This window comes from Brevundimonas staleyi (assembly GCF_041893865.1).
Classification (GTDB): domain Bacteria; phylum Pseudomonadota; class Alphaproteobacteria; order Caulobacterales; family Caulobacteraceae; genus Brevundimonas; species Brevundimonas staleyi.
The window spans coordinates 1,434,970-1,461,275 of sequence record NZ_CP169082.1 but is presented as its reverse complement, the minus strand read 5'-3'; the positions used below and the strand labels follow the sequence as shown (position 1 = coordinate 1,461,275).

The window sequence follows — 26,306 nt, the reverse complement described above, 5'->3', positions numbered from 1 at the left end:
GAACTCTTCAGGAGACGTCACGAGTGAAGGATGAGCGGTCGGGAAGGATGCCCCCGGCGCGCTGGGCGGCGGCGCCGGCGATGAAGGCGGCGAGCGCCAGAACCGCACTCACCAGGGTGACAAGCCGCTTGCGGGTCATCGCATCCCTTATGGCAGCAAGATGATCGCGTCGAGCCAGCCGAGGTTCTGGAGGTGCTCCAGACCCTCGAAGACCGGGAGCGCGAGCAGGAAAACCAGGCCGTCGCGGACGGTTCGGAGGAAGAAGGCCGGACGGATCGTCAGTTCCTCCTCATCGCGCCACAGACGCAGGTCGGGCAAGAAACGCGGCGTCCGCGCGACGTAGGTGCGGTAGGGGTCGCCAAACACCGAAGTCAGGTAGGTTTCCTCCCGGTTCGTCACGATGCGGAACACGATCCAGCAGGCGATGGCGAAGACGGCTCCAACGCTCAGACTGCCCGTCTGCGCGCCGACGCCGAAGGCTCCGATGAAGCTGAAGAAGTAGAGGGGGTTGCGACACAGGGAGTACGGTCCGCTCGACACGATCTCCTGCTTCTTCCGCCCGCCGATGTAGAGCGAGCACCAGGCTCGCCCCAGCACGCAGATCATGATGGCGATCAGACCGAGGTGCTCGACGGAATGCTCGAGCCGCGGTTGGGCCTTCACAAGCGCGGTCCAGGTCAACAGCGCGAACAGACCCGCTGCGATGAAGAGCTTCCGCCACCGTTGGACGGAAGCGATGTCGATCAGAGACGAACTCATGTCGTGGAATTCCCAGGATCGCGCCGCGCCGTTCGGGCGTCGCGAAGAATGTCGAAGCCGCCCTTGGCGGCGATGGCCGCGACCAGCACGCCCACCAGGAGGTCGGGCCACGACTGGTTCAGCCACATGACCAGGCCGCCGGCGACGAGAATACCGCCATTGGAGGCGAAGTCATTGGCGCTGAAAGTCTCTGCGGCCCTCATGTTCACGTCGCTGCTTTGCTGCCGACGGATCAGCATCAGGCAGATGAGATTGATCACGGCCGCGACCACGGCGAGGATCATCATGGTTGGGCCGACCGGCTCGGTCCCGGTCAACGCCCGGCGCAGCGCGTCCAGCAGGACGAGAACGGCGAAGATCAGGAGCATGACTCCGGAGACCTGGGCCGCGCGGGTCTTCCAGATAATCGCGCGTCCCACGGCCAGGAAGCTGATCAGATAGACGGCCGCGTCGGATCCATTGTCGACGGCATTGGCCAGGAGGGAACTGGAGTCGGCGGCGAGGCCGCCGACTCCCAATCCCACGAACAGGAGGGCGTTCAGAGCCAGCACGATAAGTAGCGTGCGACGTTGAAGCGCCTCCGCGTCGTGATCGCCGCTCATCAGTCCTCGATCCCTTCAGACTTCCGATGCTTCACGGCCTTGGCCGCGAAGGTCGGGAGGACCAGGAGGGTCAGGGCCGTAGCGGTGATCAGACCGCCGATGACGACGGTCGCCAGCGGCTTCTGAACCTCGGCCCCGGCTCCATGGGCGAAGGCCATGGGGATGAAGCCGACGATGGCCACGAGCGCCGTCGTCAGGACCGCGCGCAGACGACTGGTCGCGCCTTCGATGGCGGCGACGACCGGAGCCGCCCCCGCCGTCAGACGCTCGCGGATCGCCTGCATCAGCACCAGCCCGTTGAGGGTGGCGACGCCCGACACGGCGATGAAGCCGACTGCCGCCGAGACCGAGAACGGCATGCCTCGGAGCAGCAGGGCCAACGCTCCACCAACCAGAGCCAGAGGCACGCAGGCGAAGACCAGTCCCGCCTCCGCGAACGACCCCAGGGCCATGAACAGGAGGACGCCGATCAGGATGAAGACGATCGGGATCACCAGACCAAGCCGCTGTTCCGCCCGCTTCAGGTTCTCGAACTGGCCGCCCCAGGTCAGGGAGTAACCGGTCGGGAGCTGAACCTGCTCGTTGACGCGGGCCTGGGCCTCGGTGACGAAGCTGCCCAGATCGGTGCCGCGGACGTTGGCCTGGACCACCATGCGACGGCTGCCGTTGTTGCGGCTGATCTGGTTCTGACCCTCGGCGATCTGGATCCTGGCCACCGAGGACAGGGGCACGGTCACCCCGGTCGCCGTCGTGACCGGCAAGGCTGCCAGAGCGGCGGGATCGTTACGAACGCCATCCGGCAGGCGGACGACGACGTCGAAGCGGCGATCCCGCTCGAAGATCTGGCCTGCCGCCATGCCGCCGATGGCCGTCGAGACGGCATCGGAGACATCGGCCGCCGACAGGCCGTAGTTGGCCGCCGCGAAGCGATCCACGCTGACGGTCAGGGTGGGCAGACCCGACGCCTGTTCCACCCGGACGTCAGCCGAACCCGGCGTGGCGCGCAGAGCCGCCGCGACCTGATCGGCCGTGGCCTGAAGCTGGGTGAAGTCGTCGCCATAGACCATGACGGCGAGATCGGTCCGCACCCCGGAAATCAGCTCGTTGAAACGCAGCTCGATCGGTTGGCTGAACTCGAAGGTGTTGCCCAACTGGGTGGCGGCGACCTCTTCGAAGCGGGCGATCAGATCTTCTTTGGGAAGTTCGGGATCGGGCCACTCCTTGCGGTCCTTCAACACGATGACCGCGTCGGAAATGTTCGGCGGCATCGGGTCGACGGCGGCCGCCGCGGTGCCGGTCCGGGCGAAGATGGTCTTCACTTCGGGCTGGGCCGTGATGACGCGTTCCAGGGCCATCTGCATGGCCAGGGATTGTTCCAGCGAAGCGGACGGAACGCGCAGCGCCTGCATGGCGATGTCGCCCTCGTCCAGGGTCGGGATGAACTCCCGGCCCAGGGTGGTGAAGGCGATGCCGCCGACGACCAGAGCGCCCAGCGCAGACGCCAGGACGATCTTCGGACGCGCCACGGCGGACCGGATCGCCGGTTCGATCCAGCGTCGGGCGTGACGCAGGATGAAGGTTTCGTGCTCGTGAGCGTGACCATGCTCGTCGACCTCGACCTTCTTGGGGTCGCGAACGATCAGGGCCGTCATGGCCGGCACGAAGGTGAAGGAGAAGATGAAGGCGCCGACGAGCGCCAGCATGACCGTCGCCCCCATGGGGATGAAGGTCTTGCCTTCGACGCCTTCGAGCATCAGCAGGGGTGTGAAGACCAGCAGGATGATCAGCTGGCCGAAAGCGGCCGGCTTGACCATCTGGCGGGCCGCCGTGCCCGCGACCTGTAGACGTTCGTGACGGGTCAGGGCGCGTCCCGCCTCGGCACGGCGCTGGCTGAGCATCAGAAGGGTGTTCTCGACCACGACGACCGCACCATCGACCAGGAGGCCGAAGTCGAGGGCGCCGAGGCTCATCAGGTTCCCGCTGATGCCGAAGCGGTTCATGCCGATGACCGCGAACAGGAAGCTGATCGGGATCATGAGGGCGGTGATCGTGGCGGCGCGGATATTCCCCAACAGCAGGAACAGCACGACGATGACCAGGAGCGCGCCCTCGGTCAGGTTCTTGGCGACCGTGGAGATGGTCTTGTTGACCAGCTCGCTACGGTTCAGCACCGGCTCCGCCACCACGCTCGGCGGCAGGCTGGCGGCCACCTCGGCGAGGCGTTCTTCGGCGGCCTGGGCCACGGTGCGGCTATTGCCGCCCGCCAGCATCAGGGCCGTGCCGACGACCGCTTCGTGTCCGTCGCGGCTGGCGCCGCCCAGACGAGGAGCCTGACCGATCTCGACGGTCGCGACATCCGCCACCCGGATGACGAGGCCGTTGCGGTTGACGACGGGGGCCTGAGCCAGATCCTCGACGGTCGAGGCCAAAGCGTCGGTCCGGACCGTCAGGGCTTCGCCGGCGCGCTGGACATAGCCGGCGCCGGCCTGGGTGTTGGCCCGCTCCAGAGCGACGACGAGGTCGTTGAGGCTGAGGCCGTAACCCGCCAGACGCGCCGCGTCGGGACGGATCGCATACTCCTTCACATAGCCGCCGTTCACATCGACGTCGGCCAGGCCCTTCGCGGTCCGCATGCGAGGCGCGATGATCCAGTCCTGCACGGTTCGCAGGTAGGTCGCGCGCTCCTTCGGCGTGGTCAGAAGTTCGCCGTCGGGCGTCAGATAGGCGCCGCCGGCCTGCCAGCCGGGCTCACCCGGCTTGGCGAGGTTCTCCGTGTTGAACGGCTTGTAGTCGACCGTCCACATCAGCACTTCGCCGAGGCCCGTGGTGATCGGCGCCAGACCGGGCTCGACGCCGTCGGGCAAGTTCTCCCGCGCCCGAGCCATCCGCTCGGCCACCTGCTGGCGGGCGAAGTAGATGTCCGTTTCATCGGTGAAGATGACCGTGACCTGGCTGAAACCGTTGCGGCTGAGCGAGCGGGTGCTCTGCAGTCCGGGAATGCCGGACATGGCGGTTTCTAGTGGATAGGTGACCTGACGCTCCATCTGCTCGGGCGCGAGGGCCGGAGCGATGGTGTTGATCTGGACCTGTCGGTTGGTGATGTCCGGTACGGCGTCGATCGGCAGCAAGGTGAGCTGGAACAGACCCCAGGCGGAGACGAGGGCCGTGGCGAGCACCACGAACCAGCGGAAGCGTACAGACGCTTCGATAATGGCCTTGAACATGATGCGCTTCCCCTAGTGGCCGTGCTCGGCCTCGCCCTTGGCCATCTCGGCCTTGAGCAGGAAGGCGTTGGTCGATGCGACCCGTTCGGACCCAGTCAGGCCGCGCAGGATTTCGGTCCGGCCCGAGGCTTGACGCCCGGCCAGGACCTGAGTGGCCTGGAAGCCGCCATCGACCTGGACGAAGACGACGGTGTTGCCGTCGACCGTCTGGACGGACTCGGTGGGCACGGTCATTCCGCTGGTCGCCTGGCCGGTGATCACGGCTCCGGTCACGGCGGAGCCGGCCGGCGGCAGGGTCGCCCCAACGGCGCGAGCCCGGATCACCGTTGCGCCGCTTTCGCTCGTTCCCGCATCCGCGGCAACGCCGGTGACGACAGCATCGAACTCACCGTTCGGACCGGTGACGCGCATGGATGAGCCCGCGCGCACATTGGCGGCGAGCGCCGGCGGCGCGTTGAAGACGATCTCCAAACGAGCGGGATTGCTGACTTCGGCGACCACGCCGCCTTGAGCCACGAAACCGCCCGGTCCGACCTGCACACTACTCACCACGCCCGAGATGGGACTGACGACGCTCAGGCGGCCGGCGGCGTTGGGCGAACCGGCCGCGCTGGAACGGGCGCGGGCGGCGCGGGTCGTCGCCTCGGCGCTGAGGAGCTGTGCGCGGGAGGCTTCAACCTCCTGACGCGCCACGATGCCCTGATCGGAGAGGTTGCTGTTGCGCTGATAGACCTGACGGGCCGCCTCGGCTTCGGCGGCGGCGGCGTCGGCCTCGGCCCGGAAGGTCGCGGCCTCGCCGCTGACGACGCTCACGAGAGGCTGACCGGCGCGAACAGTCTGACCCGGTGCGACGAGGACGCGCTCGACCCGACCGCCGACAGCGGCCGCGACGGCGGCCCGGGAGTCGACCATGGGCTCTACCCGACCGGCGAGACGGGTCTCCCCGCCGCCTCCCCCGCCGACGCTCACGACGGTGATGCCGGCGGCCTGGATCTGGGCGGCCGGGAGTTCGACACGCCCTTCGGGCGCCTCGGCTTCCCCGGCAGTTCCGGCTTCGCCTTCGGCATGGCCGGCTTCGCCCTCGGCCGGTGGGGCTTCCGCCGCCGGCGCCGGCTCGGAGCGTTGCGTGGCGAGCCAGAGGCCGCCGCCGCCGAGGATCACCAGGGCCGCGACGCCGCCGATGAGCAGGGTCTTGTTGGATGTGATCTTGCGCATCACTGGGTTCCTTCAAAGGGAGCGCGGCCATCGAGGCGCGCGAGATCGATCTCGGCGCGAACACGCGCGAGACGGGCGTCGACAGCGGCGGAGCGCGCGCCGACGAGTGCGGTTCGGGTGACGCGCAGTTCGAGCTGGGAGATGCGTCCGGCCTCGAAGCCGATTCGCGACAGGCGGTAGGCTTCCTCGGCTGCTGTTACGCCGCCGTCGGCGGCCCGCACACGGCTGACGGACGCGGACAGACGCGCCACAGCGGCGGCGCGATCGGCCTGGGCCTCCTGGCGCGCCGTCATCAGTCGAGCATCCGCGGCGCGGAACTCGGCCTGGGCGGCCTCGATGTTTCCACGGTTCCGGTCGAACAGCGGCAGCGGCATGCTGATCCCGAAGGTCAGGGCGGTTGCGTTTTCCGCCTCGAAGCGGCGAATGCCGACGCTGGCGTTGATGTCGGGACGCGCCTGAACCCTTTGCACGTCGATCCGCCGCTCGGCGGCGGCGCGCTGGGCTTCGGCGACCCGAACCGTCGGCGCATCCTCGATCACCGGCTCCACGGCTGTCGGAGCGGCGTCCAGCAAGCTGGCGTCGACGCTCGTCACCGGGGCCGGGATCATCGCCACGGCGGTGAGGCGGGCATAGGCCGCATCACGTTCGGCGACGGCCTCGTCGAGCGTCGCCCGCGCCGAGGCGGCTTCGGCCTCGCCCTGGATGCCGCGCAGCAGGGGCTCGCGGCCTTCCTCGACGAGCGCCAGGGCTGCCCGGGCATCGGCGACGGTGAGGCTCAGGGTCTCTTCCGCGAGGGTCGCCCGGCGTTGGGCGACTTCCGCTTCGGCATAGACGAGCGCCAGACGGCCAGCGGCATCCACGACCGCGAGGTCTCGCTGAAGACCGACGGCTCCGGCTTCGGCGCGGGCGGCTGCGACACGCGCGGCGCGTCGGCCCCACAGTTCGAGAGGCGTACTCAGGGCCAGGCTCGTGTCGGCATTGTTCAGGCCATTGTACGGGCCCGAGCCGTAGGCGTTCTCGACATCGAGACCGAGCACCGGATTGGGACGCACGCGCGCTTGTCGCACGCGGGCTTCCGCGGCATCGAAGTTGGCGCCGGCCTCGAGGGTGGCTGGGGTTTGGCCGAGTTGCTGAAGCAACTGGCCGTAGGTCGGGGCAGGGTCAGCCCAAACGGGACTGGCCAGGGTTGCCGCAATGGCGGCGAGCGCGCAGCCGACCGCGAGACGCGGTCGCCGGCGAGATGTGGGAGACATGTTCGTCCATTTCCAAATTTCTGATCACGAAGAGGCGCCCGCGCGGGCGCAGGTCTTCGGTCAGCTTCTGGGCGGACGCTTCAGGCCGTCGGGCGTGATCGACGCCGGGAAGTCATCCTGACGACCGCTTTGCAGCGACTGCTCGCCGAAGGACGGTGTGACGGCCTCATAGCTCGGACCTCGAGCCGTAGCCGTATGGTGGCAATGACCGTGCAAACAAATCCCGTGGGCCCCGGTCTTGCTGCTGTGATCACCGTCGCCTTGAGCGTGATCGACCACGGCATGGGCCGCGGGCGGCTCCGGCAGGCAGGTGGCGGCGTCAACGGCAGGCGCGAAGAAGGCGACGAAGACAAGCGTCATCGCCACAACCACCTTCGCCCATGTCGTCGTCGACCAGGTCATCGCGCGCTGCATACTTTCGTTCTGCCCGGCGGGCAATCTGTTACACAGTACGACCCGGGGGCTCCGGATCTTTCGTAACTCCTGCCTACATCCTCTAGTCACTAGAGGATCAAGCTCTTATTTTGTGAGAATGACCGCCTCGCCCTTCACCATCGGCAAACTCTCGACCGCAAGCGGCGTGAAGGTGCCGACGATCCGTTTCTACGAGCAGTCAGGACTGCTTCCGGAGCCGCCCCGCACCGCAAGCGATCGGCGGCTCTACGACGACGGCGCGCTGCGCAGACTGGCCTTCATCCGCCATGCCAGGCAACTGGGCTTCGACCTCGACGCCATCCGTTCCTTGTTGGAATTGTCCGACCTTCCGGATCACACCTGCGAGGCGGCCAATCGGATCGCCGAACAGCATCTTCAGGCTGTTTCGGACAAGATCCGCCGCCTGAAGGCGCTTGAGCGCGAGCTTGCCCGGATGACGAAGGCTTGCGCGGTCGACGGGTCGATTTCCGCCTGCAAGGTCATCGAAGTGCTGCAGGACGCGGAGTGTCGCCACGCCTGAGGACAGTGTGCTGAGAATGGACTCTAGGGGCGGCGCTCCCATAGACTTCGACGCGGCGGGTTCCGGAACGGATAGGCCCTGATCTTGAGCCGGGGGACGCGATGCGTCGGCGGCGATCAGGGCTGAACCTCCCGGCTTCCGTACAGAAGTTCCAGGCCCACCCAGGCGGCCCTGGCGCATATTCCGGACGGCGGCCGGATCATCTCCATCGCATCGTGCCTCAGCGACCGCGTCGCCTTCGGCGGGGTGACCGTCTATTCGGCGACCAAGTCGGCGCTGGAGAGCTTCAACCGGGGCCTGGCCCGCGAGATCGGTTCGCGCCAGATCACCGTCAACCTGGTCAAGCCCGGCCCGATCGACACCGACATGAACCCGGCCGACGGCCCCTATGCCGATGCGGCCAAGGCCGTTCTGGCCCTGGGTCACTGCGGCGAGACCCGTGACATCGCCGAGGCCGTGGCCTTCCTGGCCGGCCCGGGCGCCAAATACATCACCGGCGCCTCGCTGGTGATGGACGGCGGCGCCAACGCCTGATTCGCCTTCAATCCGCCGTGTCGAGGGGCTAGCGTTTGCCCTTCGGCGCGGCGGTCGCTACATCCCGCGCCTACCTCCCCATTCGATCGAACGACAGGGCGCACCGCACCTCATGGCGCAGCAATATATTTTCCAGATGCAGGGTCTGACCAAGACCTTTCCCGGCGGCAAGAAGATCTTCGAGAACATCTGGCTGAGCTTCTACAACGACGCCAAGATCGGCGTCGTCGGCGTCAACGGCTCGGGTAAATCCACCCTGCTGAAGATCATGGCTGGTCTGGACAGCGAGTTCTCCGGCGAGGCCAAGGCCGCCGACGGCATCAAGCGCGGCTATCTGGAGCAGGAGCCCCAGCTCGACCCCGCCCTGAACGTTCGCGAGAACGTCGAGGCCTGGTGCGAGGAGAAGCAGTGGGTCAACCGCTTCAACGCCGTGGCCGCCGAGCTGGGCGAGAACTACACCGACGAACTCATGGAGGAGATGACCTCCCTCCAGGAGAAGATCGACGCCGGCGACGTCTGGGACATCGACAGCCGCATCGAGATGGCGATGGACGCCCTGCGCTGCCCGCCCGACGACTGGGAAGTCACCAACCTGTCGGGTGGTGAGAAGCGCCGCGTGGCCCTGGCCCGCCTGCTGCTGTCGAAGCCCGACATGCTGCTGATGGACGAACCGACCAACCACCTGGACGCCGAATCCGTCGCCTGGCTGCAGCACCACCTGGAGAACTTCCCGGGCTGCGTCATCCTGGTGACCCACGACCGCTACTTCCTGGACCAGGTCACCAAGTGGACGCTGGAACTGGACCGCGGCAAGGGCCACCCGCACGAGGGCAACTACTCCTCGTGGCTGGAAGCCAAGCAGAAGCGCGTCGTGCAGGAGCAGTCGGAATCCGAAGCCCGCCAGCGCGCCCTCACCCGCGAACTGGAATGGGTCCGTTCGGGCGCCAAGGCCCGTCAGGCCAAGTCCAAGGCCCGTCTGGCCGCCTACGAGAAGATGGTCGCGGAACAGGAAAACAGCCGTGCGGCCCAGTCCTTCGCCGTCATCCAGATCCCGCCGGGGCCGCGCCTCGGCAACGTCGTGCTGGAGGTCGAGGGCCTGCAGAAGTCGTATGGCGACAAGGTCCTGTTCGACAACCTGACCTTCAAGCTGCCGCCCAACGGCATCGTCGGCGTCATCGGCCCGAACGGCGCCGGCAAATCGACCATGTTCAAGCTGATCACCGGCCAGGAACAGCCGGACGGCGGCTCCATCAAGGTCGGCGAGACGGTCAAGCTGGCCTATGTCGACCAGTCGCGCGACGACCTGAAGCCGGACGAAACCATCTGGCAGGCCATCTCGGGCGGCACCGACATCATGTTGGTGGGCAAGCGCGAGATCAACTCGCGCGCCTACGTCGGCAGCTTCAACTTCAAGGGCGGCGACCAGCAGAAGAAGGTCGGCCAGCTGTCGGGCGGCGAGCGCAACCGCGTCCACCTGGCCAAGACGCTCGCCAGCGGCGGCAACCTGATCCTGCTCGACGAACCGACCAACGACCTGGACATCGAGACCCTGCAGAACCTCGAAGAGGCCCTGGAGGAGTTCGCCGGCTGCGCCGTTGTCATCTCCCACGACCGCTGGTTCCTGGACCGTCTGGCCACCCACATCCTGGCCTTCGAGGGCGACAGCCACGTCGAATGGTTCGAGGGCAATTTCGAGGCTTACGAAGAGGACAAGAAGCGCCGCCTGGGCACCGACGCCCTGATCCCGCACCGGATCAAGTTCCAGAAGTTCGGGCGGTAACGCCCGGCCTTCCCGGCCTTCGGAAACGACGAAGGGGACCGAGCCTGAGGCTCGGTCCCCTTTTTTCATGCCTGTCGATCGAGCGAGCCGGAACGGCCGCCCGATCAGTGAAGGATCAGGCCGTGCGTTGCAGGCGACGGGCCCAGGCCGGGCTGCCGAAGTCGGCGGCGGGGCGGGCGGCGCGGAACAGGACGGCCGGCGAAGCGGAGACGCCGTCCTCGTCCGGCGTGACCAGCCAGCCCTTGCGGGCGAAGGCCTCGCCCGTGCCGACGCGCGAGGTGAAGACCGCGATCGGGGCGGCGAACAGCAGCGGCAGGACGATCGGGGCGAACCAGGTCGCCAGGTCCGGACGGATGAACAGGCCCAGGGCGAACATCACGCCGGTCGCCATCTGCCAGCGCATGGCGCGGAAGGCGTCGGACCAGGCCAGGCCGTCGCAGTCGCGCTGTTGCGCGGCCCAGCCGGCGTCGTGGCCGCTGACGATCTTGAGGACGGCCTTGGTGTTGGCGACCATCAGGATGGGAGCCAGGGCCGCCGACAGGGCGATCTCCATGGCCATGCCCTTGGCGATCTGGCGCGCGCCGCCGAAGGCGCGACGCTCACCCGGACGGCTCAGCACCAGGATGAAGCCCATGATCTTGGGACCCATCAGCATGACGGCGCCCAGGAGCGAAGCCAGCATGAAGGGCGAGAGTTCCGGGTTCAGGATGTACCAGAAGGAGGCCCAGTCCACCGGACCCTGCAGCTGCATGGCCATGCCGACGACCAGAGAGGCGAACCACAGCGGCGAGGACAGATAGGCCATGCAGCCCATGGCCAGTTGCAGACGGCTGATGGGGTTCAGGCCCTTGGCGGCGATCAGGGGCAGGTGCTGCAGGTTGCCCTGGCACCAGCGGTGATCGCGGCGGATGAAGTCGGTCAGTGTCGGCGGCGTCTCTTCGCTCGATCCGTCCAGGGCGGCGGTGACGTGGACGGCCCAGCCCGCGCGGCGCAGCAGGGCGGCCTCGACCACGTCGTGGCTCATGATGTGGCCGCCGAAGGGCTTGCGCCCCTCAAGGTGCGGGAGGCCGGCGCAGTCGGCGAAGGCGCGGGTGCGCAGGATGGCGTTGTGGCCCCAGTAGCTGGCTTCCGAACCGGCCCACCAGGCCAGACCGGCGGCGGCGACGCGGCCGTACAGGCGCACGCCGAACTGCGACAGACGGGCGAAGACGGTCTGCGCCTTGATGATGGTCGGGGCGGTCTGGATCAGGCCCACGCCCGGATTGCGCTCCATGGCGTCGACCAGACGCAGGACGGTCTCGCCGGCCATGGTCGAGTCGGCGTCCAGCACGACCATGAAGTCGTAGGCGCCGCCGAAGGTGCGGGTCCAGTCGGCGATGTTGCCGGCCTTGCGCTCCACGTTCTCGGTGCGGCGACGGTAGTAGAGGTTGCTACCGGCCTGGGCGCGAAGGGCGATGCAGGCCAGCATCTCGGCGGCGGCGGCCTCGTCCTTGGTCGAATCCGAGAGGACGAACAGGTCGAAGGCTTCCGAGGCGCCGAGGCGGGCCAGGGAGGCGTCGAGCGCGCCCAGACGGGCCAGGGCCGCGCGGGCGTCCTCGTTATAGAGTGGCATAAGAAGGGCCGTGCGGCGCGTCGGCATCGGCGGATACGGAGCGAAGTCCATATCCTCCTGCTCGCGGCCGGTCAGCATCACGACCAGACCGGCGAAGGTCGAGCAGAACCAGCAGGCGATGGCGCTGATCAGGACGCCGAACAGCACCAGCGACACGATCTCCAGCGGCTGGAATCCTTCGCGCGCGCACAGGATCACCGGCGCGATCATGGCCAGGACGGCGACGACCAGGGTCGAGCCGAAGACGATGAAACGGCGGGCCAGCAGACCCTGGGGGCGGGTGTCCAGCTTGCGCGTGACCTGTTGCGATGCGTCATCGAACGTCTGGCGCGGCATGGCCAGCGGGGCCTGCTCGGGCAGCCACGACGAAGCGCCGGCGTAGGCCGGGAAGGCAGGAATGTCGGCGTCGATCTCGTAGACGCGCGCGGTCGAGCCGTAGCCGCTCATGCGATGTTTCCCCGGGGATGCGACGCGGCAAGAATCCGGACATGATTGTTGCGTCGCACCATTCTCGCACTCTCTATCACTCTTCCGCGATTTTCAATCACGGAATGGTGATGACGCCGTTTTTTGTGCGTTTGCGTTGTGGATCGCCGCGAGTGCTCAGGGGGCGAGCTGACGCCGCATCAGATGGGCCGCCACCCCGACCCAGCCGACCAGGACGATGGCGAAGGCCCTCTCCCAGTATCCGACGTTGAAATCATTGACGGTTCCGGGGAAGACGAGGTGTTTCGTCAGGACCGTAAGCACGACCATAAGCAGGAAGACCGCCAGCAGAAACCGCTTCAACCGGGTCATGGCCAAAGTCTGGCGAAGGGCGATCAAAAGGAAGACCGGCGCCAGCTGGATGCCGAGCCCCAGGTTGATCGCCATGTGCCGGGGGTCGGGCCAGGGATAGAGGCTGGACAGGAACAGACCGACCCCGGCGGCGATGAAGAGGCCCCCGACGACGACCGCCGAGACGGGCGCGCGGCATAGCAACAGGACCGCCAGACCGAAGCCTCCGCCCGCCACGGCCGTCATGGCGCCCGCGATCATGACGCCCAGGTTGAAGATCCACGGTTGGGTCGCCGTCGCGCCGCCCAGCTCGCTCAGATACTGGCGCGCATGATTGAAGTCGGCGTAGCAGGCCACGGCGATCAGGACCGAGGCCAGGGCGAACAGGGGCGCGGCGACGCCGACCAGCAGAAGGGCGCGGGCCGCCTTGCGCAGCAGGGGCTCGGAGATCGTCATGCCGGATCGCCGTCGCGGGCGGCGCGCATGTCGGTCGGGGCGGGCTTGGCGGCCTTCAGCGGCTTCAGACCCCAGATCGGCCGGATCAGGGGAATGCGGCGCACGATCTCATAGACCAGAAGACTGCCGCCGATGGTGGCGACGACCAGGACGGAGGCCTCCAGCGGGGCCGGCCAACCCTGTCCCTGGATCAGCCAGACGGCGACCACGAGAATGGTCTGGTGCGCCAGATAGCAGGGGAAGACCGCGTCGGTGACGTAGCGCAGCACCGGACTGTCGGCGTTGCGCAGGTGCCGGCTGCCGAAGCCCAGGATGGCCAGGATCACGGCCCACTGGTCGATGCCGAAGACGATGCCGCGCGGAATGCCCCAATAGGCCCCTCCCCCCGGATGCGCCGTCTGCATCATCATGATCGGCAGTGCGACGACCGCGAGACCCACCCCGACCCAGCGGTACTTCTCCAGATCGCGCCAGATGCTTTCCCGCCGCACGATCAGGAAGCCGAACAGGAAGGCGCCCAGCGACAGGGCGTGATTGTACCAGTCGTGGCTGAGCCTGTTGGTCAGGCCGAAGATCGGAAACAGGGTCAGGCGGATGACGATCAGATAGAGGATCGGGACCCAGACCACGCGCGACCCGGCTAGCAGGGTCGTCAGCCGCTCCTCGGCCCGCGCCATCGCCAACGGCCGCATCATCAGCAGGACGACCACGGCGCTGTAGGCCGCGATATAGACGATGAACCACAGGTGGTTGACCGGGACGCCGTTGGCGATGCCCGACAGGCTGAACTCCCGCATCCACCAGGCGACGAAACCGCGATCCCAGCCGCCCTTGTCCATCGCCTCGATCCACGACTGGATCGGCACCAGCAGCAGGGTTCCGAAGATCAGGGGGGGCAGTAGTCGCTCGGCCCGCGCCTTCGCCACCTGACCGGCGGTGCGTCTCAGGGTCATGAACCGCAGGGCCGCGCCCGACACCAGGAACAGCAGGGTCAGACGCCAGGGGTTGGTGATCAGAACCCCTTCGCGCATCCATTCGAAGGTGTGGACGCTGTGTACGTGCCAGTCGTAGGGCGCATAGACGAGACCCACATGATACAGGATCAGCAGGCCGAAGGCGGACACCCGGATCCAATCCAGATCGAGGCGACGGACCGGTGGGGCGGGGGTTTGCACGGCGCGTCTATGATGGACGCAAAGCCCTCTGTCCACGTCGCAACCGACCTGCGCTAGAGCCTGATCCGGAAAAGTGTAGGCGGTTTTCCGGTCGGATCAGGCTCCAGCATAAAACTGGACCTTGATTCACGGCATCAGCGGAATAGCGAAGCGATTCCTCCTCAGCCGATCAAGGTCTAGTGTGCCGCCATGCCCCATCGTCCCCACGTCCTGATCATGCAGTCGCCGCTGGGCGCGCTCAGCCCCCTGCTGGAGAGCGCCTACAACGTCCATCGCCTGTGGGAACACCCGCCTGTGGAGGCGCAAAACCTGATCCAGGCGGCCGTGGTCTTGGGCGAGGCGCCGCTGGATACGGCGGTGATCGAACGGCTGCCGAACCTGAAACTGCTGGCCTGTTTCACCTCGGGCTATGACGGCATCGACCTTGACTGGTGCGCGGCGCGGGGCCTGCCCGTCACCCATGCGCCTGCGGTGAACCATGAGGATGTGGCGGACCACGCGGTGGGTCTGATCCTGGCGTCGGTGCGGCGCATCGTGGACGGCGACCGGACGCTGAAGTCGGGCCGCTGGACGGCGGACGAGCGGCTGATGACGCCGTCGATGAAGGGCAAGCGGGTCGGGATCGTGGGGCTGGGCCTGATCGGCGAGGCGGTGGCGAAGCGGGTCGCGGTCATGGGCTGTTCCGTCGCCTGGTGGGGACCGCGCACGAAGGAATCGCCCTGGCCGCGCGCGGCGTCGCTGAAGGATCTGGCGCGCGATTGCGATGTGCTGGTCGTGGCATGTCGTGCCGACGAGACGAATCGCGGCCTGATCTCGGCCGAGGTGATCGAGGCGCTGGGGCCCAGTGGGCTTCTGGTCAATGTCGCGCGCGGGTCGCTGGTGGACGAGGAGGCACTGATCGCGGCCTTGAAGACCGGGCGGCTGGGTCAGGCGGCGCTGGACGTGTTCGAGACCGAGCCGACCGACGCGGCGCGCTGGGCCGTTGTGCCGAACGTGGTCCTGACTCCCCACACCGCCGGCGCGACGAGCGAGGCGGTGCAGGGCATGCTGATACTGTTGATGCGGAACCTCGCCGCCGCCGTGGCCGGAGAGCCGCTGATCACGCCGGTCGTGCGCTAACCCCTCCTACGCTCATCCCCGCGAAAGCGGGGACCTAGTGCTTTGGGCGATAACCGTCACCGGTCCGCCTCCGACCGTCGTCCAGGCCATCCTGCCTCATAAAAGAACTGGGTCCCCGCTTTCGCGGGGATGAGCGGGTTGATTAAGGTGCGGGGGCGCCATCCGGGATACGCCCTTGACCGACACAGCCGCCGCCGAGACCGAACTGACGCTGGAATGCCACGCGATGCGGGACGACCCGCCGCGCATGGTGCCCGGCCGGCCCGACCGCGACTGGATGGACGAGTTCGCGGGCCGCCATCCCTATCGCTGCCTGCCCCTGACCATGGCCAACACCACCGGGTGGGAGTTGCTGTGCCCGTTCGGGTTCGAGGCCGAGTGGGACGGGCGGATGGGCGCCGATTCGATCCAGTTCCGGCCGGACGAGGACGCGACCTTCTTCGAACATTTCGCTGCGTCGCATTTCACCGAGGGCGTGCTGACCTTCCACACCGGCTGGCTGTTCCGAACGCCGCCCGGCTGGGCCATGCGGGCGTCAGGCGTGCCGAACCGGTTCAAGCACGGGATCCAGGCGCTGGAAGGCCTGACCGAGACGGACTGGCTGCCCTATCCCTTCACCATGAACTGGCGTTTCACCGCGCCCGGCGTGATCCGGTTCGAGAAGGACGAGCCCTTCTGCTTCCTGCAGCCGGTGCAGCACCAGCGGGTGGCGGCGTTCAAGCCGGTGCGGGCGACCATGGATCCCGACGGCGATCTTGCGGTCCAGTACCGGAAGTGGAGCGAGGTTCGGACGGACTTCAACACACGCATGGCGGCGGGCGACCCCGAGGCCGTCAAACAGGCCTGGCAGCGGTTCTATTTCCGCGGCGAATTCCCGGACAAGATCGCCGAGGCGCCGGCCGAGCACGTCAACAAGCGCCGTCTGGCCGCCCTGCCCGACGCCCCGCCGCCCGAGCCCCCGCCGCCGTCAAAGGCGCATGTGGGGTTCCTGAACTGGAGAGCGACGACGAGCTCCTGAGGTTTCTGCTTCACATCATATAAGGATATCCTTATATGATTATATCATGTCCCTGACCGCCGATCAGACTGTCGAAGCCCTGCGCGCCGCCGGCGAGCCGACTCGGCTTCGCATCCTGTCCCTGCTGGCCGGCGAGGAACTGTCGGTCATGGAGCTGAGCCGCGTGCTGGAACAGAGCCAGCCGCGTGTCTCCCGCCACCTGAAGCTGATGGCCGACGCCGGTCTGATCGAGCGATTCCCCGACGGCGCCCGCGTCTTCTATCGCGTCTCGCACGAGCCCCTGGCGCGTCGTCTGATCGACACCGTGCTGGACCTGCTGGACGACGCCGAAGGCGAGGCGGACCACAAACGTCTGGACGCCGTCCGCGACGAACGCTCCGAGGCCGCCGCCGCCTATTTCGAACAGGTCGCCCCGCGCTGGGACGACATGCGCTCCCTCTATGTTTCGGAGACGGCGGTGGAGAGCGCCATCGAACGCGCGGCCGGGCCTGGGCCGTTCGAGCGGGTCGTGGATCTGGGTACGGGCTCAGGCCGGATGCTGACCCTGCTGGGCAAGACCGCGAAGATGTCGATCGGTCTCGACCTGTCGCAGAACATGCTCAACATCGCCCGCGCCAATGTCGCCAAGGCCGGGCTGGACAAGGTCGAGCTACGCCACGGCGACATCTTCGCCACCCGCCTTCCGCCTGCGTCCGCCGACCTCGTTCTGGTGCATCAGGTGCTGCACTACCTCGCCGATCCGTCCGCCGCCGTGGCCGAGGCCGCGCGTCTGGTCTCGCCGGGCGGCAAGCTGTTGATCGTTGATTTCGCTCCACACGACCTGGAGCGACTGCGCGAGGAGCATCAGCACCGCCGCCTCGGCTTCGCCGACGAAGAGATCGGCCGCTGGCTGCATGAGGCCGGGCTCGAGACCTCCGCCTCCATCGCCCTGCCGCCGGATACGGCCGGGCTGACCGTCACCATCTGGACCGCGACGCGCCCGGCGCTCGCTTCAAGGCCCCCCGTCCAAAGGAACCTCGCCTGATGGCTGCTGCCGCCTCCCCCCTCGCCGCCGCCCGTGCGCTTCTGCTGTCGCCCCTGGGCCCGGTCGCGCGTGCGGGTCAGAACGCGAATCCGGTCCGCGTCTCGTTCGAGTTCTTCCCGCCCAAGACCGACAAGGCCGAGGAGACCCTGTGGGAGGCCGTGCGCCGTCTGGAGCCGCTGAACCCCGCCTTCGTCTCGGTGACCTACGGCGCCGGCGGTTCGACGCGCGAGCGCACCCATCGGACGGTCCAGCGCATGCTGACCGAGACGACGCTGAAGCCCGCCGCCCACCTGACCTGCGTCGACGCCAGCCGTGAGGAGGTCGACGAGGTCATCCGCGACTACAAGGCGATCGGCGTGAACCACATCGTGGCCCTGCGCGGCGATCCGCCCGGCGCGGCGGGGATCGGCGGGGTCTATACGCCGCGCGCCGACGGCTACGCCAACGCCACCGAACTGACCCGCGCCATCTCCAACATCGGCGGCTTCGACGTGACGGTCGGCGTCTATCCGGAACAGCACCCGGAAAGCCCGTCCATCGACCACGACATCGATGTGCTGAAGGCCAAGATCGACGCCGGCGCCACCCGCGCCGTCAGCCAGTTCTTCTTCGACATCGACGCCTTCCTGCGGTTCCGCGACCGGGTCCGGGCGGCGGGCGTCACCATCCCCCTGATCCCCGGCATCATGCCGGTGTCGAACTTCGCCGGGCTTCAGCGCATGTGCGGCTCGTGCGGCGCCTCGGTGCCCGACTGGCTGGCCGCCCACTTCGAAGGGCTGGACGACGATCCGGAGACCCGCAGGCTGCTGGCCGCCTCGGTCGCCGCCGAGACCTGCGCCCGCCTGCAGGAAGAGGGTTTCTCCGACTTCCACTTCTACACCCTGAACCGCGCCGACCTGGTCTATGCGATCTGCCGCGTTCTGGGCGTCCGCGAACAGAAAACCGTATGATCTGTAAGACCCAACTCGCCCGTCCCTCTTTCGTCCCTGCCTGTCCCGGATCTGTCATCGCGACCGGGACAAAATCGACGGGGACAAATCCCGGAGTGGCCGCATGACCCGCGCCGAACGCATCGCCGCCCTGCACAAGGCCGCCGCCGAGCGCATCCTGGTCCTCGACGGATCGTGGGGCGTGATGTTCCAGCGTCGCGGCCTGGACGAGGCCGATTTCCGCGGCGACCGCTTCGTCACGGCCAACGGATATGACGAGAAGGAGCAGATGAAGGGGAACAACGACATCCTCTGCATCACCCGGCCGGATATCGTCTCGGACCTGCACGACCAGTACTACGGCGCCGGCGCCGACATCAGTGAAACCAACACCTTCTCCGGCACCACCATCGCCCAGGAGGATTACCGTCTGGACGCGCAAGCCGTCTGGGACATCAATCTGGAAGGCGCGAAACTGGCCCGCGCCGCCGCCGACCGCTGGACGGAGAAGGAGCCGCACAAGCCGCGCTTCGCCGCCGGTTCGATCGGCCCCTTGAACAAGATGCTGTCGATGTCGTCGGACGTGAACGATCCGGGTGCCCGCAGCGTGACCTTCGACCAGGTCTACGAGGCCTATCGCCACCAGATCCGCGCCCTGAACGAAGGCGGGGTCGACCTCTATCTGATCGAGACCATCACCGACACGCTGAACTGCAAGGCCTGCATCAAGGCGATCAAGGACCTCGAGGACGAGGGCATGGACGCCCTGCCCATCTGGATCTCGGGCACGATCACCGACCGCTCGGGCCGAACCCTGTCGGGCCAGACGGCCGAGGCCTTCTGGAACTCGGTGCGCCACGCCAAGCCCTTCGCCATCGGCTTCAACTGCGCGCTCGGCGCCGATCTGATGCGGCCCTTCATCGCCGAACTCAGCCGCGTCGCCGACACCCTGGTCGCCGCCTATCCCAACGCCGGCCTGCCCAACGCCATGGGCCAGTACGACGAGGAGCCGCACGAGACCGCCCACTTCATCGAAGAATGGGCCGAGGCGGGTCTGGTCAATATCGTCGGCGGCTGCTGCGGCACGACGCCTGACCACATCGCCCATGTCGCCCAGGGCGTCGCCAGCCTCCCTCCCCGCCCCATCCCCGAACGCCCCGTCGCCATGCGCCTGTCGGGCCTCGAACCCTTTGAAATGCAAGGCTGATGCGTCCCGTCTATCTGAACATCGGTGAGCGCACGAACGTCACCGGATCGGCCAGGTTCAAGAAGCTGATCGTCGAGGGCGACTACACCGCCGCCCTGGCCGTCGCGCGCCAGCAGGTCGAGGCCGGCGCCGCCGTCATCGACATCAACATGGACGAAGGCCTGCTCGACTCTGAGCAGGCCATGGTCACCTTCCTGAACCTGATCGCGGCCGAGCCCGACATCGCCCGCGTGCCGGTGATGATCGACTCGTCGAAGTGGGAGGTCATCGAGGCCGGCCTGAAGTGCGTTCAGGGCAAGCCGATCGTGAACTCCATCTCCATGAAGGAGGGGCTCGACAAGTTCCGCGAACAGGCCGTCGCCTGCATGCGCTACGGCGCCGCCGTCGTGGTCATGGCCTTCGACGAGGTGGGTCAGGCCGACACCGCCGCGCGCAAGATCGAGATCTGCACCCGTGCCTACGACATCCTGGTCAACGAGGTCGGCTTCCCGCCCGAAGACATCATCTTCGACCCGAACATCTTCGCCGTGGCGACGGGGATCGAGGAGCACGACAACTACGCCGTCGACTTCATCGAAGCGACGCGGGTCATCAAGGAGGCCCTGCCCCACGCCCGCGTCTCGGGCGGGGTGTCGAACGTCTCGTTCAGCTTCCGCGGCAACGAGCCGGTGCGCCGGGCGATCCACAGCGTCTTTCTGTACCACGCCATCGCGGCGGGCATGGACATGGGCATCGTCAACGCGGGCGACCTGCCGGTCTATTCCGATATCGACCCGGTGCTGCGCGAAGCCGTCGAGGACGTGATCCTGAACCGGCCCCAGCGGACCAATGTCTCCAACACCGAACGGCTGGTTGACATGGCCCCGTCGTTCAAGGGCGACAAGACCCAGGCCAAGGTCGTCAATCTGGAATGGCGCAACCAACCCGTCGCCAAGCGGATCGAACACGCCCTGGTCAACGGCATCACCGAGTTCATCGACGCCGACACCGAAGAGGCCCGCCTGTCGGTCGAGCGGCCGCTGCACGTCATCGAAGGTCCGCTGATGGACGGGATGAACGTGGTCGGCGACCTGTTCGGCTCGGGCAAGATGTTCCTGCCCCAGGTGGTGAAGTCGGCGCGCGTGATGAAACAGGCCGTCGCCTGGCTGGAACCCTTCATGGAGGCCGAGAAGGAGGGCCAGCCGCGCAGCTCGAACGGCCGCATCCTGATGGCGACGGTCAAGGGCGACGTCCACGACATCGGCAAGAACATCGTCGGCGTCGTGCTTCAGTGTAACAACTACGAGGTCGTCGATCTGGGCGTCATGGTGCCCGCCGACCGCATCCTTGACGCCGCCCTCGAGCACAAGTGCGACATCATCGGCCTGTCGGGCCTGATCACGCCTTCGCTGGACGAGATGGTCTTCGTGGCGCGTGAGATGCAGCGTCGCGGCTTCGACATTCCCCTGCTGATCGGCGGCGCCACGACCAGCCGGACCCATACCGCCGTGAAGATCGAGCCCGGCTACACCGCCGGATCGACCACCTACGTCATCGATGCGTCCCGCGCCGTGGGCGTGGTCTCGGGTCTGCTGTCGCCCACCGAGAAGGCGAAGAACGAGGCCGCGACGCGCGACGAATACATCCGCATCCGTGAGCAGTATGCGCGCGGCCAGGAGGTCAAGGCGCGCGCCAATATCGCCGAGGCCCGCGCCAACCGCTTCCAGATCGACCCGGCCCAGACCATGCCCGGCGCCCCGTCCTTTCTGGGGGTGCGCGCCTATGAGAGCTGGGACCTGCAGGACCTGGCCGACCATATCGACTGGACACCCTTCTTCGCCAGCTGGGAGCTGATCGGCCGCTATCCTCTGATCCTCGAGGACGAGGTCGTGGGTCAGGCCGCCAAGGATCTGTTCGCCGACGCCCAGGCCATGCTGAAGCGGATCATCGACGAGAAATGGTTCACGGCGAAGGGCGTGGTCGGCTTCTGGCCGGCCAACGCGGTCGGCGATGACGTCGCCGTCTATGCCGACGAGGGCCGCACCGAAGAGATCGCCCGCTTCCACACCCTGCGCCAGCAGATCAAGAAGTCGAACGGCAAGCCGAACCTGGCCCTGTCGGACTTCGTCGCGGAAGCCGGTCAGGACTACATCGGCGCCTTCGCCGTCACCGCCGGCCATGGCGAGCTGGAGAAGGCCGCCGAGTTCAAGGCGGCGGGCGACGACTATTCCGCCATCCTGGCCACGGCCCTGGCCGACCGTCTGGCCGAGGCCTTCGCCGAGCGGCTGCACAAGGAAGTCCGCACGGGCCTGTGGGGCTATGCCGCCGACGAGGACGTCAGCGTGCAGGACCTGATCGAGGAGAAGTACCAGGGCATCCGCCCGGCCCCCGGCTATCCGGCCCAGCCGGATCACACGGAAAAGGCCACCCTGTTCCGCCTGCTGAACGCGGGCGAGAACGCCGGCATGGCCCTGACCGAGAGCTTCGCCATGACGCCCCCGGCGTCGGTCTCAGGCCTCTATTTCGGCCACCCGGGCAGTCACTATTTCGGCGTCGGCAAGATCGATCAGGATCAGGTCGAAGATTATGCCGCCCGCAAGGGCTGGGACGTCGAGAACGCCGAACGCTGGCTGGCCCCCATCCTCAACTACGAGCCGGGCGCCGCGCCGAGGGTGGCGGCGGCCTAGATCACGTCTCCTCCCCATCGCTGCGCGACGGGGAGGAGACGTTGTTTTCAGTTCGCGACCGGCTGGCCGACCTCGTCCAGCCCGGCCTGCTGCAGGGTCGCGGGCGGGGTCGTGATGTTCTGGCGCACGCGGCGGGCGGCGTGTTCGCAGCGGCCCGGCAGGCCGAAGAACAGACCGAAGGCCTGGCTGCGGGCGCTTTCGTCAGTCTGGGCCATCAGCGGCGTCCATTTGCCGGCGGCCTCGGCCTCGGCGGTACGGGCAGCGGCCAGGGTGGCGGGCGTCTGACGCGACTGGCCGGCACGTAGAGCATCGCGGAAATCCGCCGCCTCCAGCCCGCCCAGACGCACGATCTCGCGATCCAGGTCGTCGGCGCTCGTCAGGGTGCGGCCCAGCGCGATGTGACCCTCCACCAGGGCGGCGCACCAGGCCACCAGCGGATAGTCCTCGGTCGGCGCGCCACGCGGCAGCGGGGTCTCGTAGGCGATCGCCTCGCGCGCCCTCAGGGCGTCCGCGCTCTCTCCGGCGTCGTTGGCGGTGACGACCGGACCGTCGTCCTGCTGGGCGAAGGCGGGGGCATGAACGGCCATGGCCAGAACGAGAAGCGAGGCGGCGAGACGAAGGCGCATGAACGGTCCGTGATCTGTTGCGGGGAAGTGTCCGCCTAACGCGTGAAGCGTCGCAATGGTTTTTCTGCGGCGCCCCTCGCCCAAAGAAAAAGGGCGGAGGCCCCGAAAGCCCTCCGCCCAGTTGCTCATGCAGTCAGTGTGGGGGCCGGCGCTTTCGCGCCGGCGTCCCGTAGTCGGCAGGCTTAGAACGAGTAACGGATGCCGAAGTAGGCCCGGCGAGGCGAAACCCAGGCGTTCGCCTGTTGGTAGAGGTACTGGCCGCTGCCGGCGCGGTTGGCGACCACGCTGGTCGGCAGCTGCTGATCGAACACGTTGAACAGGTCGAAGAAGAACTCGGTTTCGCCGAACGGCATGTCGAGCGTGTATTTCGCCCGCATGTCGAAGGTCCAGTAGTCCGGGTTCTGACCATTGCCGTTGGTGTTGGGCAGGACGTAGCTGTCGGTCACGCCGTTGAAGACGTAGCCCGCGCTCATGTCCGGGATCAGGCGGCCCGAAATCGTCGATCCGCGCGTGTAGAGCGAACCGCTGTTGTAGTTGAACACGCCCGACAGCTCGAGGCCGAAGTCGAACTCGTAGCCGGCGTACGCCTTGAGCTGGTGACGGATGTTGCCGGCCAGCGGGGCGTACATGTTCGGCGCACGCGGATCGAGCGCCAGCCAGTCGCCCACGAAGTCGGCGTTGCCGTCCGAGTTGGCGTTACCCTTGGCGTCGTTGAAGGTGTACGACGCCTGACCGAACCAGTTGTCGACCTTGTACTTGGTGACCGTCAGTTCGAAGCCGGTGTAGTCACGCTTGCCGCCCGGCAGGGTGCCGATGACATAGTTGGTGCCCGGGTTGGCCGAGTAGCCGAAGTACGAATACGGCAGGTAGAACGGCGAACCGGGGTAGGCCAGACCACCCACACCGCAGGTCGCCTGGGTACAGGTCGGATCCGAGTACAGGGTGAGGTCGAAGTCTTCCATGATATCGCGCGTGCGACGGTGGGTCACCGAGGCCGCGATGCCGATGCTGGAGCCGATCGTGGTCGAGGCGCCGAGCATGAACTCGTCCGTGTACGGCGTCTTGGTCGCCGGCGAGATCTGGGCGTCGCCCGGACCACGGGTCCGGAAGGTGACCCATTCGCCGCCGGCGGCGTTGCCGACGTAGATCTGTTCGTTGTTCACCGGGCCGGTCAGGGCGCCGGCGAAGTCGGTCATGTCGGCGCGGATCGGATCGTAATAGCGACCGGCGAAGCCGAAGACCTTGCTGCGGCTGTCGCCGAACAGGTCGTAGACCACGCTGAGGCGCGGCGCATAGGTCCAGTCGAACGACGCGATCTTGCTGTTGTCCGAAGCGAAGTGTTCCCACTTCTCGGCGCGCAGGCCAAGGTTCACCGTCAGCTGGTTCAGCGTCCAGGTGTCTTGCAGGTACAGCGAGTTGCCTTCCGTCGACAGGGTGTACGGACCGTCAGCGGCGCGAATCGTGCGGTAGACGTTGACGTTGTTGTACGGGTTGCCCGCGGTGCTGTTGAAGATCAGCGCGTTGGCCTCGGCCGCCGAGATGGTTCCATCCCGGTTGGTGTCGAGGATGGTGCGCGCACGCGCGTTGGCGCTCAGGGCCGGCAGCAGGAAGGTGGAGTAGTCTTGCGTGGTGATGGCGCGCGCCGTCCAGCCCGCGCCGACATAGGAGCCCAGGGTCGTGCCGGCGTAAGCCGGAGCCAGCGACGCGTAGGTCACCCCGCCCGGCACCGAGTCCGTCTGGAAGTAGGTGTTGTCGGTGAACAGGTAGCCGCCCTTGAAGGTGTGGCTGCCGAAGCCGGTGTCGAGGTAATATTCGAAGTTGGCGCCGTATTCTTCACGGTCACGGCGTTCTTCCAAATTGATGCCGCGGCCGCCCAGCTGGCGCTGTTCGATCGTGGAGTTGGCGCTGTTGAGGTAGGTGACGTTGTCGCGAACGGTGTTGTCGACCGCGATATCCGTCAGTTCAGCCGCGTGGTTGAAGTAGTAGGCGTTGACGGTCAGGTCGCCCCAGATGCGCGAGTATTCGACCTTGTAGTTGTCGCCGCCCTGTTCGCGGGCGAAGTCGCGGCGGTTGATGATGGCGGCCGAGTTCTGACCGCTGATCGTCGTCGGGTCGCCGAAGTAGGTGGCGGTCAGACGATCGTTTTCGGTGACCTGCCAGGTCAGCTTGGCGAAGCCGTAGTCCTGATCGTTCTGGACCGTGCGCAGGACGTTGCCCGAGGGGACATCCAGAACCTCATCCTCGCGGTTCTTCTTCTGGTACGAACCGAAGAACCACAGGCGATCCTGCAGGATCGGGCCGCCGAGGGTGAAGGCCGTGTCATAGGTCGAGAAGCCGCCCGACGTGTTGTGACGGTCGGTGGCGACCAGGCTGTCGTTCTGGAAGTAGTAGTTCAGCGAACCGTGCCACTCGTTCGAGCCGGACTTGGTGACGACGCGCGACACCAGGCCCTGACCGCCGGCGTATTCGGCCGGAACGCCGCCGACGATGACCTGCTGTTCCTGGATGATTTCCGAGTTGAAGTTCGAACCGAAGGTGCCCGTGACAGGGTCGGTCACGTCCACGCCGTCGATGTAGTAGACGTTGTCGGACGAGCTGCCGATGCCCCCGCCGGCTTCGGCGTAGTTCACGCCCGAACGCGACGAGGGGTTGCCGCCCGACGAAGGCTTAACGCCCGGAACCAGCTGCAGGTAGCTTTGATAGCTGCGGCCCGTCGGCAGGCCTTCGGTGACTTCCAGGGTCAGGGTCGTGCCGACCGTGGCCGAGGTGACGTCGATGGCGGCCAGCGAAGCGCCGGTCACGATGATGTCGTCGACGGTGCTCGCCGACTGCGAACCGCCCACGAGCACATAGCCCAGCGACAGGTCGCGGCCCGAGACAACGGCCACGTTCGAGGCGCTGAAATCGGAATAGCCGGCGGCCGAAACGCTGACGGTGTAGTTGGTGGCCGGGTCGAGGCCGGACAGACGGACGCGACCGCCGGCGTCGGTCACGCCGGTGCGGCTGACCAGGTTGTTCGGCGAGCTCACCGTCACGGTGGCGCCCGACAGGGGCGCGCCGTCGTCGCCGGTTACGGCGATACGCAGCGAGCCCGCCTGCGATTGGGCCAGAGCAGTCGTGGGCGCGACGAGCGCAACGACGGGAAGAGCCGCAAGGGCTGCCAAGGCCACTCCGCCCATCATTGTCGTCGCCAGCATCCGCTGCCGGATCGATTGGATCTTCAAAATCGTTCTCCTGAAACGATGGCGCGGCCCTCCGCCACGCCTTTTGATCATCGAGCGACGCAAATTGTCGCAGGACTGACCGGACGATAGGCCCGTTGAACTTTGCGGCGCCACAGCAATTACCGGGACGTAATGTTGTCGTCCCATCAGT

General features: G+C 67.1%; 21 protein-coding genes. 9 read left to right on the top strand and 12 right to left on the bottom strand.

Features of this window, described 5'->3' with window-relative positions:
• Nucleotides 1–7 precede the first annotated feature (7 nt).
• The 7 genes from ACETK8_RS07340 to ACETK8_RS07310 all read right to left on the bottom strand — a co-directional run bounded on the left by ACETK8_RS07340 (nt 8) and on the right by ACETK8_RS07310 (nt 7,467).
• On the bottom strand, nt 8–139 hold the full coding sequence (locus tag ACETK8_RS07340; protein WP_374038852.1) for a hypothetical protein: 132 nt from the start codon (nt 137–139) through the stop codon (nt 8–10).
• Nucleotides 140–147: 8 nt separating this feature from the next.
• Nucleotides 148–681 carry a methyltransferase family protein gene (locus tag ACETK8_RS07335; RefSeq protein ID WP_374038851.1) on the bottom strand — a complete coding sequence of 178 codons (534 nt, stop codon included), beginning with the start codon at nt 679–681 and terminating at the stop codon, nt 148–150.
• A gap of 74 nt (nt 682–755) precedes the next feature.
• Entirely contained in the window at nt 756–1,361 is a 606-nt protein-coding gene (locus ACETK8_RS07330; protein ID WP_374038850.1) for a cation transporter, read from the bottom strand.
• A complete protein-coding gene (locus ACETK8_RS07325) occupies nt 1,361–4,585 on the bottom strand; it encodes an efflux RND transporter permease subunit (RefSeq protein WP_374038849.1) in 3,225 nt (1,074 codons plus the stop codon). Before ACETK8_RS07325 ends, ACETK8_RS07330 begins: the two co-directional genes overlap by 1 nt.
• Nucleotides 4,586–4,597: 12 nt before the next feature.
• Nucleotides 4,598–5,800: an efflux RND transporter periplasmic adaptor subunit gene (locus ACETK8_RS07320; protein WP_374038848.1), complete on the bottom strand. Its 1,203-nt coding sequence runs from the start codon at nt 5,798–5,800 to the stop codon at nt 4,598–4,600.
• Nucleotides 5,800–6,867, bottom strand: coding sequence for a TolC family protein (locus ACETK8_RS07315; protein ID WP_374038847.1), 1,068 nt, complete (start codon nt 6,865–6,867; stop codon nt 5,800–5,802). The genes ACETK8_RS07320 and ACETK8_RS07315 overlap by 1 nt, the downstream gene beginning before the upstream one ends.
• Nucleotides 6,868–7,113: 246 nt before the next feature.
• Entirely contained in the window at nt 7,114–7,467 is a 354-nt protein-coding gene (locus tag ACETK8_RS07310; RefSeq protein ID WP_374038846.1) for a hypothetical protein, read from the bottom strand.
• Between the two features lie 118 nt (nt 7,468–7,585).
• Here ACETK8_RS07310 and ACETK8_RS07305 point away from each other — a divergent pair, with 118 nt between their 5' ends.
• The 3 genes from ACETK8_RS07305 to ettA all read left to right on the top strand — a co-directional run bounded on the left by ACETK8_RS07305 (nt 7,586) and on the right by ettA (nt 10,322).
• Entirely contained in the window at nt 7,586–8,008 is a 423-nt protein-coding gene (locus tag ACETK8_RS07305; RefSeq protein ID WP_374038845.1) for a MerR family transcriptional regulator, read from the top strand.
• Between the two features lie 171 nt (nt 8,009–8,179).
• Nucleotides 8,180–8,542 (top strand): SDR family oxidoreductase, encoded by a 363-nt coding sequence (locus ACETK8_RS07300; protein WP_374039367.1) that lies wholly within the window; start codon nt 8,180–8,182, stop codon nt 8,540–8,542.
• Between the two features lie 112 nt (nt 8,543–8,654).
• Complete coding sequence (gene ettA / locus ACETK8_RS07295) at nt 8,655–10,322, top strand: energy-dependent translational throttle protein EttA (RefSeq protein ID WP_374038844.1); 1,668 nt, start codon at nt 8,655–8,657, stop codon at nt 10,320–10,322.
• A 115-nt stretch (nt 10,323–10,437) separates the two neighbouring features.
• Here the strand turns inward: ettA and mdoH are convergent, their stop codons facing one another.
• From mdoH to ACETK8_RS07280, 3 genes are all read right to left on the bottom strand, one after another.
• On the bottom strand, nt 10,438–12,381 hold the full coding sequence (gene mdoH, locus ACETK8_RS07290) for a glucans biosynthesis glucosyltransferase MdoH (RefSeq protein WP_374038843.1): 1,944 nt from the start codon (nt 12,379–12,381) through the stop codon (nt 10,438–10,440).
• Nucleotides 12,382–12,537: 156 nt separating this feature from the next.
• Entirely contained in the window at nt 12,538–13,167 is a 630-nt protein-coding gene (locus tag ACETK8_RS07285; RefSeq protein WP_374038842.1) for a DUF998 domain-containing protein, read from the bottom strand.
• On the bottom strand, nt 13,164–14,342 hold the full coding sequence (locus ACETK8_RS07280; protein ID WP_374038841.1) for an acyltransferase family protein: 1,179 nt from the start codon (nt 14,340–14,342) through the stop codon (nt 13,164–13,166). The genes ACETK8_RS07285 and ACETK8_RS07280 overlap by 4 nt, the downstream gene beginning before the upstream one ends.
• A gap of 189 nt (nt 14,343–14,531) precedes the next feature.
• On the opposite strand from ACETK8_RS07280, the gene ACETK8_RS07275 reads away from it, so the two are divergent.
• From ACETK8_RS07275 to metH, 6 genes are all read left to right on the top strand, one after another.
• Nucleotides 14,532–15,461 (top strand): 2-hydroxyacid dehydrogenase, encoded by a 930-nt coding sequence (locus tag ACETK8_RS07275; RefSeq protein ID WP_374038840.1) that lies wholly within the window; start codon nt 14,532–14,534, stop codon nt 15,459–15,461.
• A gap of 205 nt (nt 15,462–15,666) precedes the next feature.
• Nucleotides 15,667–16,479 (top strand): DUF6065 family protein, encoded by an 813-nt coding sequence (locus ACETK8_RS07270; protein WP_374039366.1) that lies wholly within the window; start codon nt 15,667–15,669, stop codon nt 16,477–16,479.
• A gap of 46 nt (nt 16,480–16,525) precedes the next feature.
• Complete coding sequence (locus ACETK8_RS07265) at nt 16,526–17,503, top strand: ArsR/SmtB family transcription factor (protein WP_374038839.1); 978 nt, start codon at nt 16,526–16,528, stop codon at nt 17,501–17,503.
• The gene (metF, locus tag ACETK8_RS07260) at nt 17,503–18,453 is read left to right on the top strand and encodes a methylenetetrahydrofolate reductase [NAD(P)H] (RefSeq protein WP_374038838.1); all 951 of its coding nucleotides are present in this window, start codon (nt 17,503–17,505) and stop codon (nt 18,451–18,453) included. The genes ACETK8_RS07265 and metF overlap by 1 nt, the downstream gene beginning before the upstream one ends.
• 103 nt (nt 18,454–18,556) lie before the next feature.
• Nucleotides 18,557–19,639: a homocysteine S-methyltransferase family protein gene (locus ACETK8_RS07255; protein ID WP_374038837.1), complete on the top strand. Its 1,083-nt coding sequence runs from the start codon at nt 18,557–18,559 to the stop codon at nt 19,637–19,639.
• The gene (gene metH, locus ACETK8_RS07250) at nt 19,639–22,305 is read left to right on the top strand and encodes a methionine synthase (RefSeq protein WP_374038836.1); all 2,667 of its coding nucleotides are present in this window, start codon (nt 19,639–19,641) and stop codon (nt 22,303–22,305) included. Before ACETK8_RS07255 ends, metH begins: the two co-directional genes overlap by 1 nt.
• A gap of 47 nt (nt 22,306–22,352) precedes the next feature.
• Here metH and ACETK8_RS07245 read toward each other — a convergent pair whose 3' ends face one another.
• Nucleotides 22,353–22,931: a hypothetical protein gene (locus ACETK8_RS07245; RefSeq protein WP_374038835.1), complete on the bottom strand. Its 579-nt coding sequence runs from the start codon at nt 22,929–22,931 to the stop codon at nt 22,353–22,355.
• Nucleotides 22,932–23,113: 182 nt separating this feature from the next.
• The gene (locus ACETK8_RS07240) at nt 23,114–26,155 is read right to left on the bottom strand and encodes a TonB-dependent receptor (protein ID WP_374038834.1); all 3,042 of its coding nucleotides are present in this window, start codon (nt 26,153–26,155) and stop codon (nt 23,114–23,116) included.
• Between the last annotated feature and the right edge of the window lie 151 nt (nt 26,156–26,306).

Excerpts from the sequence above, each read along its gene's own strand:
- ACETK8_RS07340 (WP_374038852.1), bottom strand. The coding sequence starts at position 139 with ATGACCCGCAAGCGGCTTGTCACCCTGGTGAGTGCGGTTCTGGCGCTC.
- ACETK8_RS07330 (WP_374038850.1), bottom strand. The coding sequence starts at position 1,361 with ATGAGCGGCGATCACGACGCGGAGGCGCTTCAACGTCGCACGCTACTT.
- ACETK8_RS07325 (WP_374038849.1), bottom strand. The coding sequence starts at position 4,585 with ATGTTCAAGGCCATTATCGAAGCGTCTGTACGCTTCCGCTGGTTCGTG.
- ACETK8_RS07320 (WP_374038848.1), bottom strand. The coding sequence starts at position 5,800 with ATGCGCAAGATCACATCCAACAAGACCCTGCTCATCGGCGGCGTCGCG.
- ACETK8_RS07310 (WP_374038846.1), bottom strand. The coding sequence starts at position 7,467 with ATGCAGCGCGCGATGACCTGGTCGACGACGACATGGGCGAAGGTGGTT.
- ACETK8_RS07305 (WP_374038845.1), top strand. The coding sequence starts at position 7,586 with ATGACCGCCTCGCCCTTCACCATCGGCAAACTCTCGACCGCAAGCGGC.
- ettA (WP_374038844.1), top strand. The coding sequence starts at position 8,655 with ATGGCGCAGCAATATATTTTCCAGATGCAGGGTCTGACCAAGACCTTT.
- mdoH (WP_374038843.1), bottom strand. The coding sequence starts at position 12,381 with ATGAGCGGCTACGGCTCGACCGCGCGCGTCTACGAGATCGACGCCGAC.
- ACETK8_RS07285 (WP_374038842.1), bottom strand. The coding sequence starts at position 13,167 with ATGACGATCTCCGAGCCCCTGCTGCGCAAGGCGGCCCGCGCCCTTCTG.
- ACETK8_RS07275 (WP_374038840.1), top strand. The coding sequence starts at position 14,532 with ATGCCCCATCGTCCCCACGTCCTGATCATGCAGTCGCCGCTGGGCGCG.
- ACETK8_RS07265 (WP_374038839.1), top strand. The coding sequence starts at position 16,526 with ATGTCCCTGACCGCCGATCAGACTGTCGAAGCCCTGCGCGCCGCCGGC.
- metF (WP_374038838.1), top strand. The coding sequence starts at position 17,503 with ATGGCTGCTGCCGCCTCCCCCCTCGCCGCCGCCCGTGCGCTTCTGCTG.
- ACETK8_RS07255 (WP_374038837.1), top strand. The coding sequence starts at position 18,557 with ATGACCCGCGCCGAACGCATCGCCGCCCTGCACAAGGCCGCCGCCGAG.
- metH (WP_374038836.1), top strand. The coding sequence starts at position 19,639 with ATGCGTCCCGTCTATCTGAACATCGGTGAGCGCACGAACGTCACCGGA.
- ACETK8_RS07245 (WP_374038835.1), bottom strand. The coding sequence starts at position 22,931 with ATGCGCCTTCGTCTCGCCGCCTCGCTTCTCGTTCTGGCCATGGCCGTT.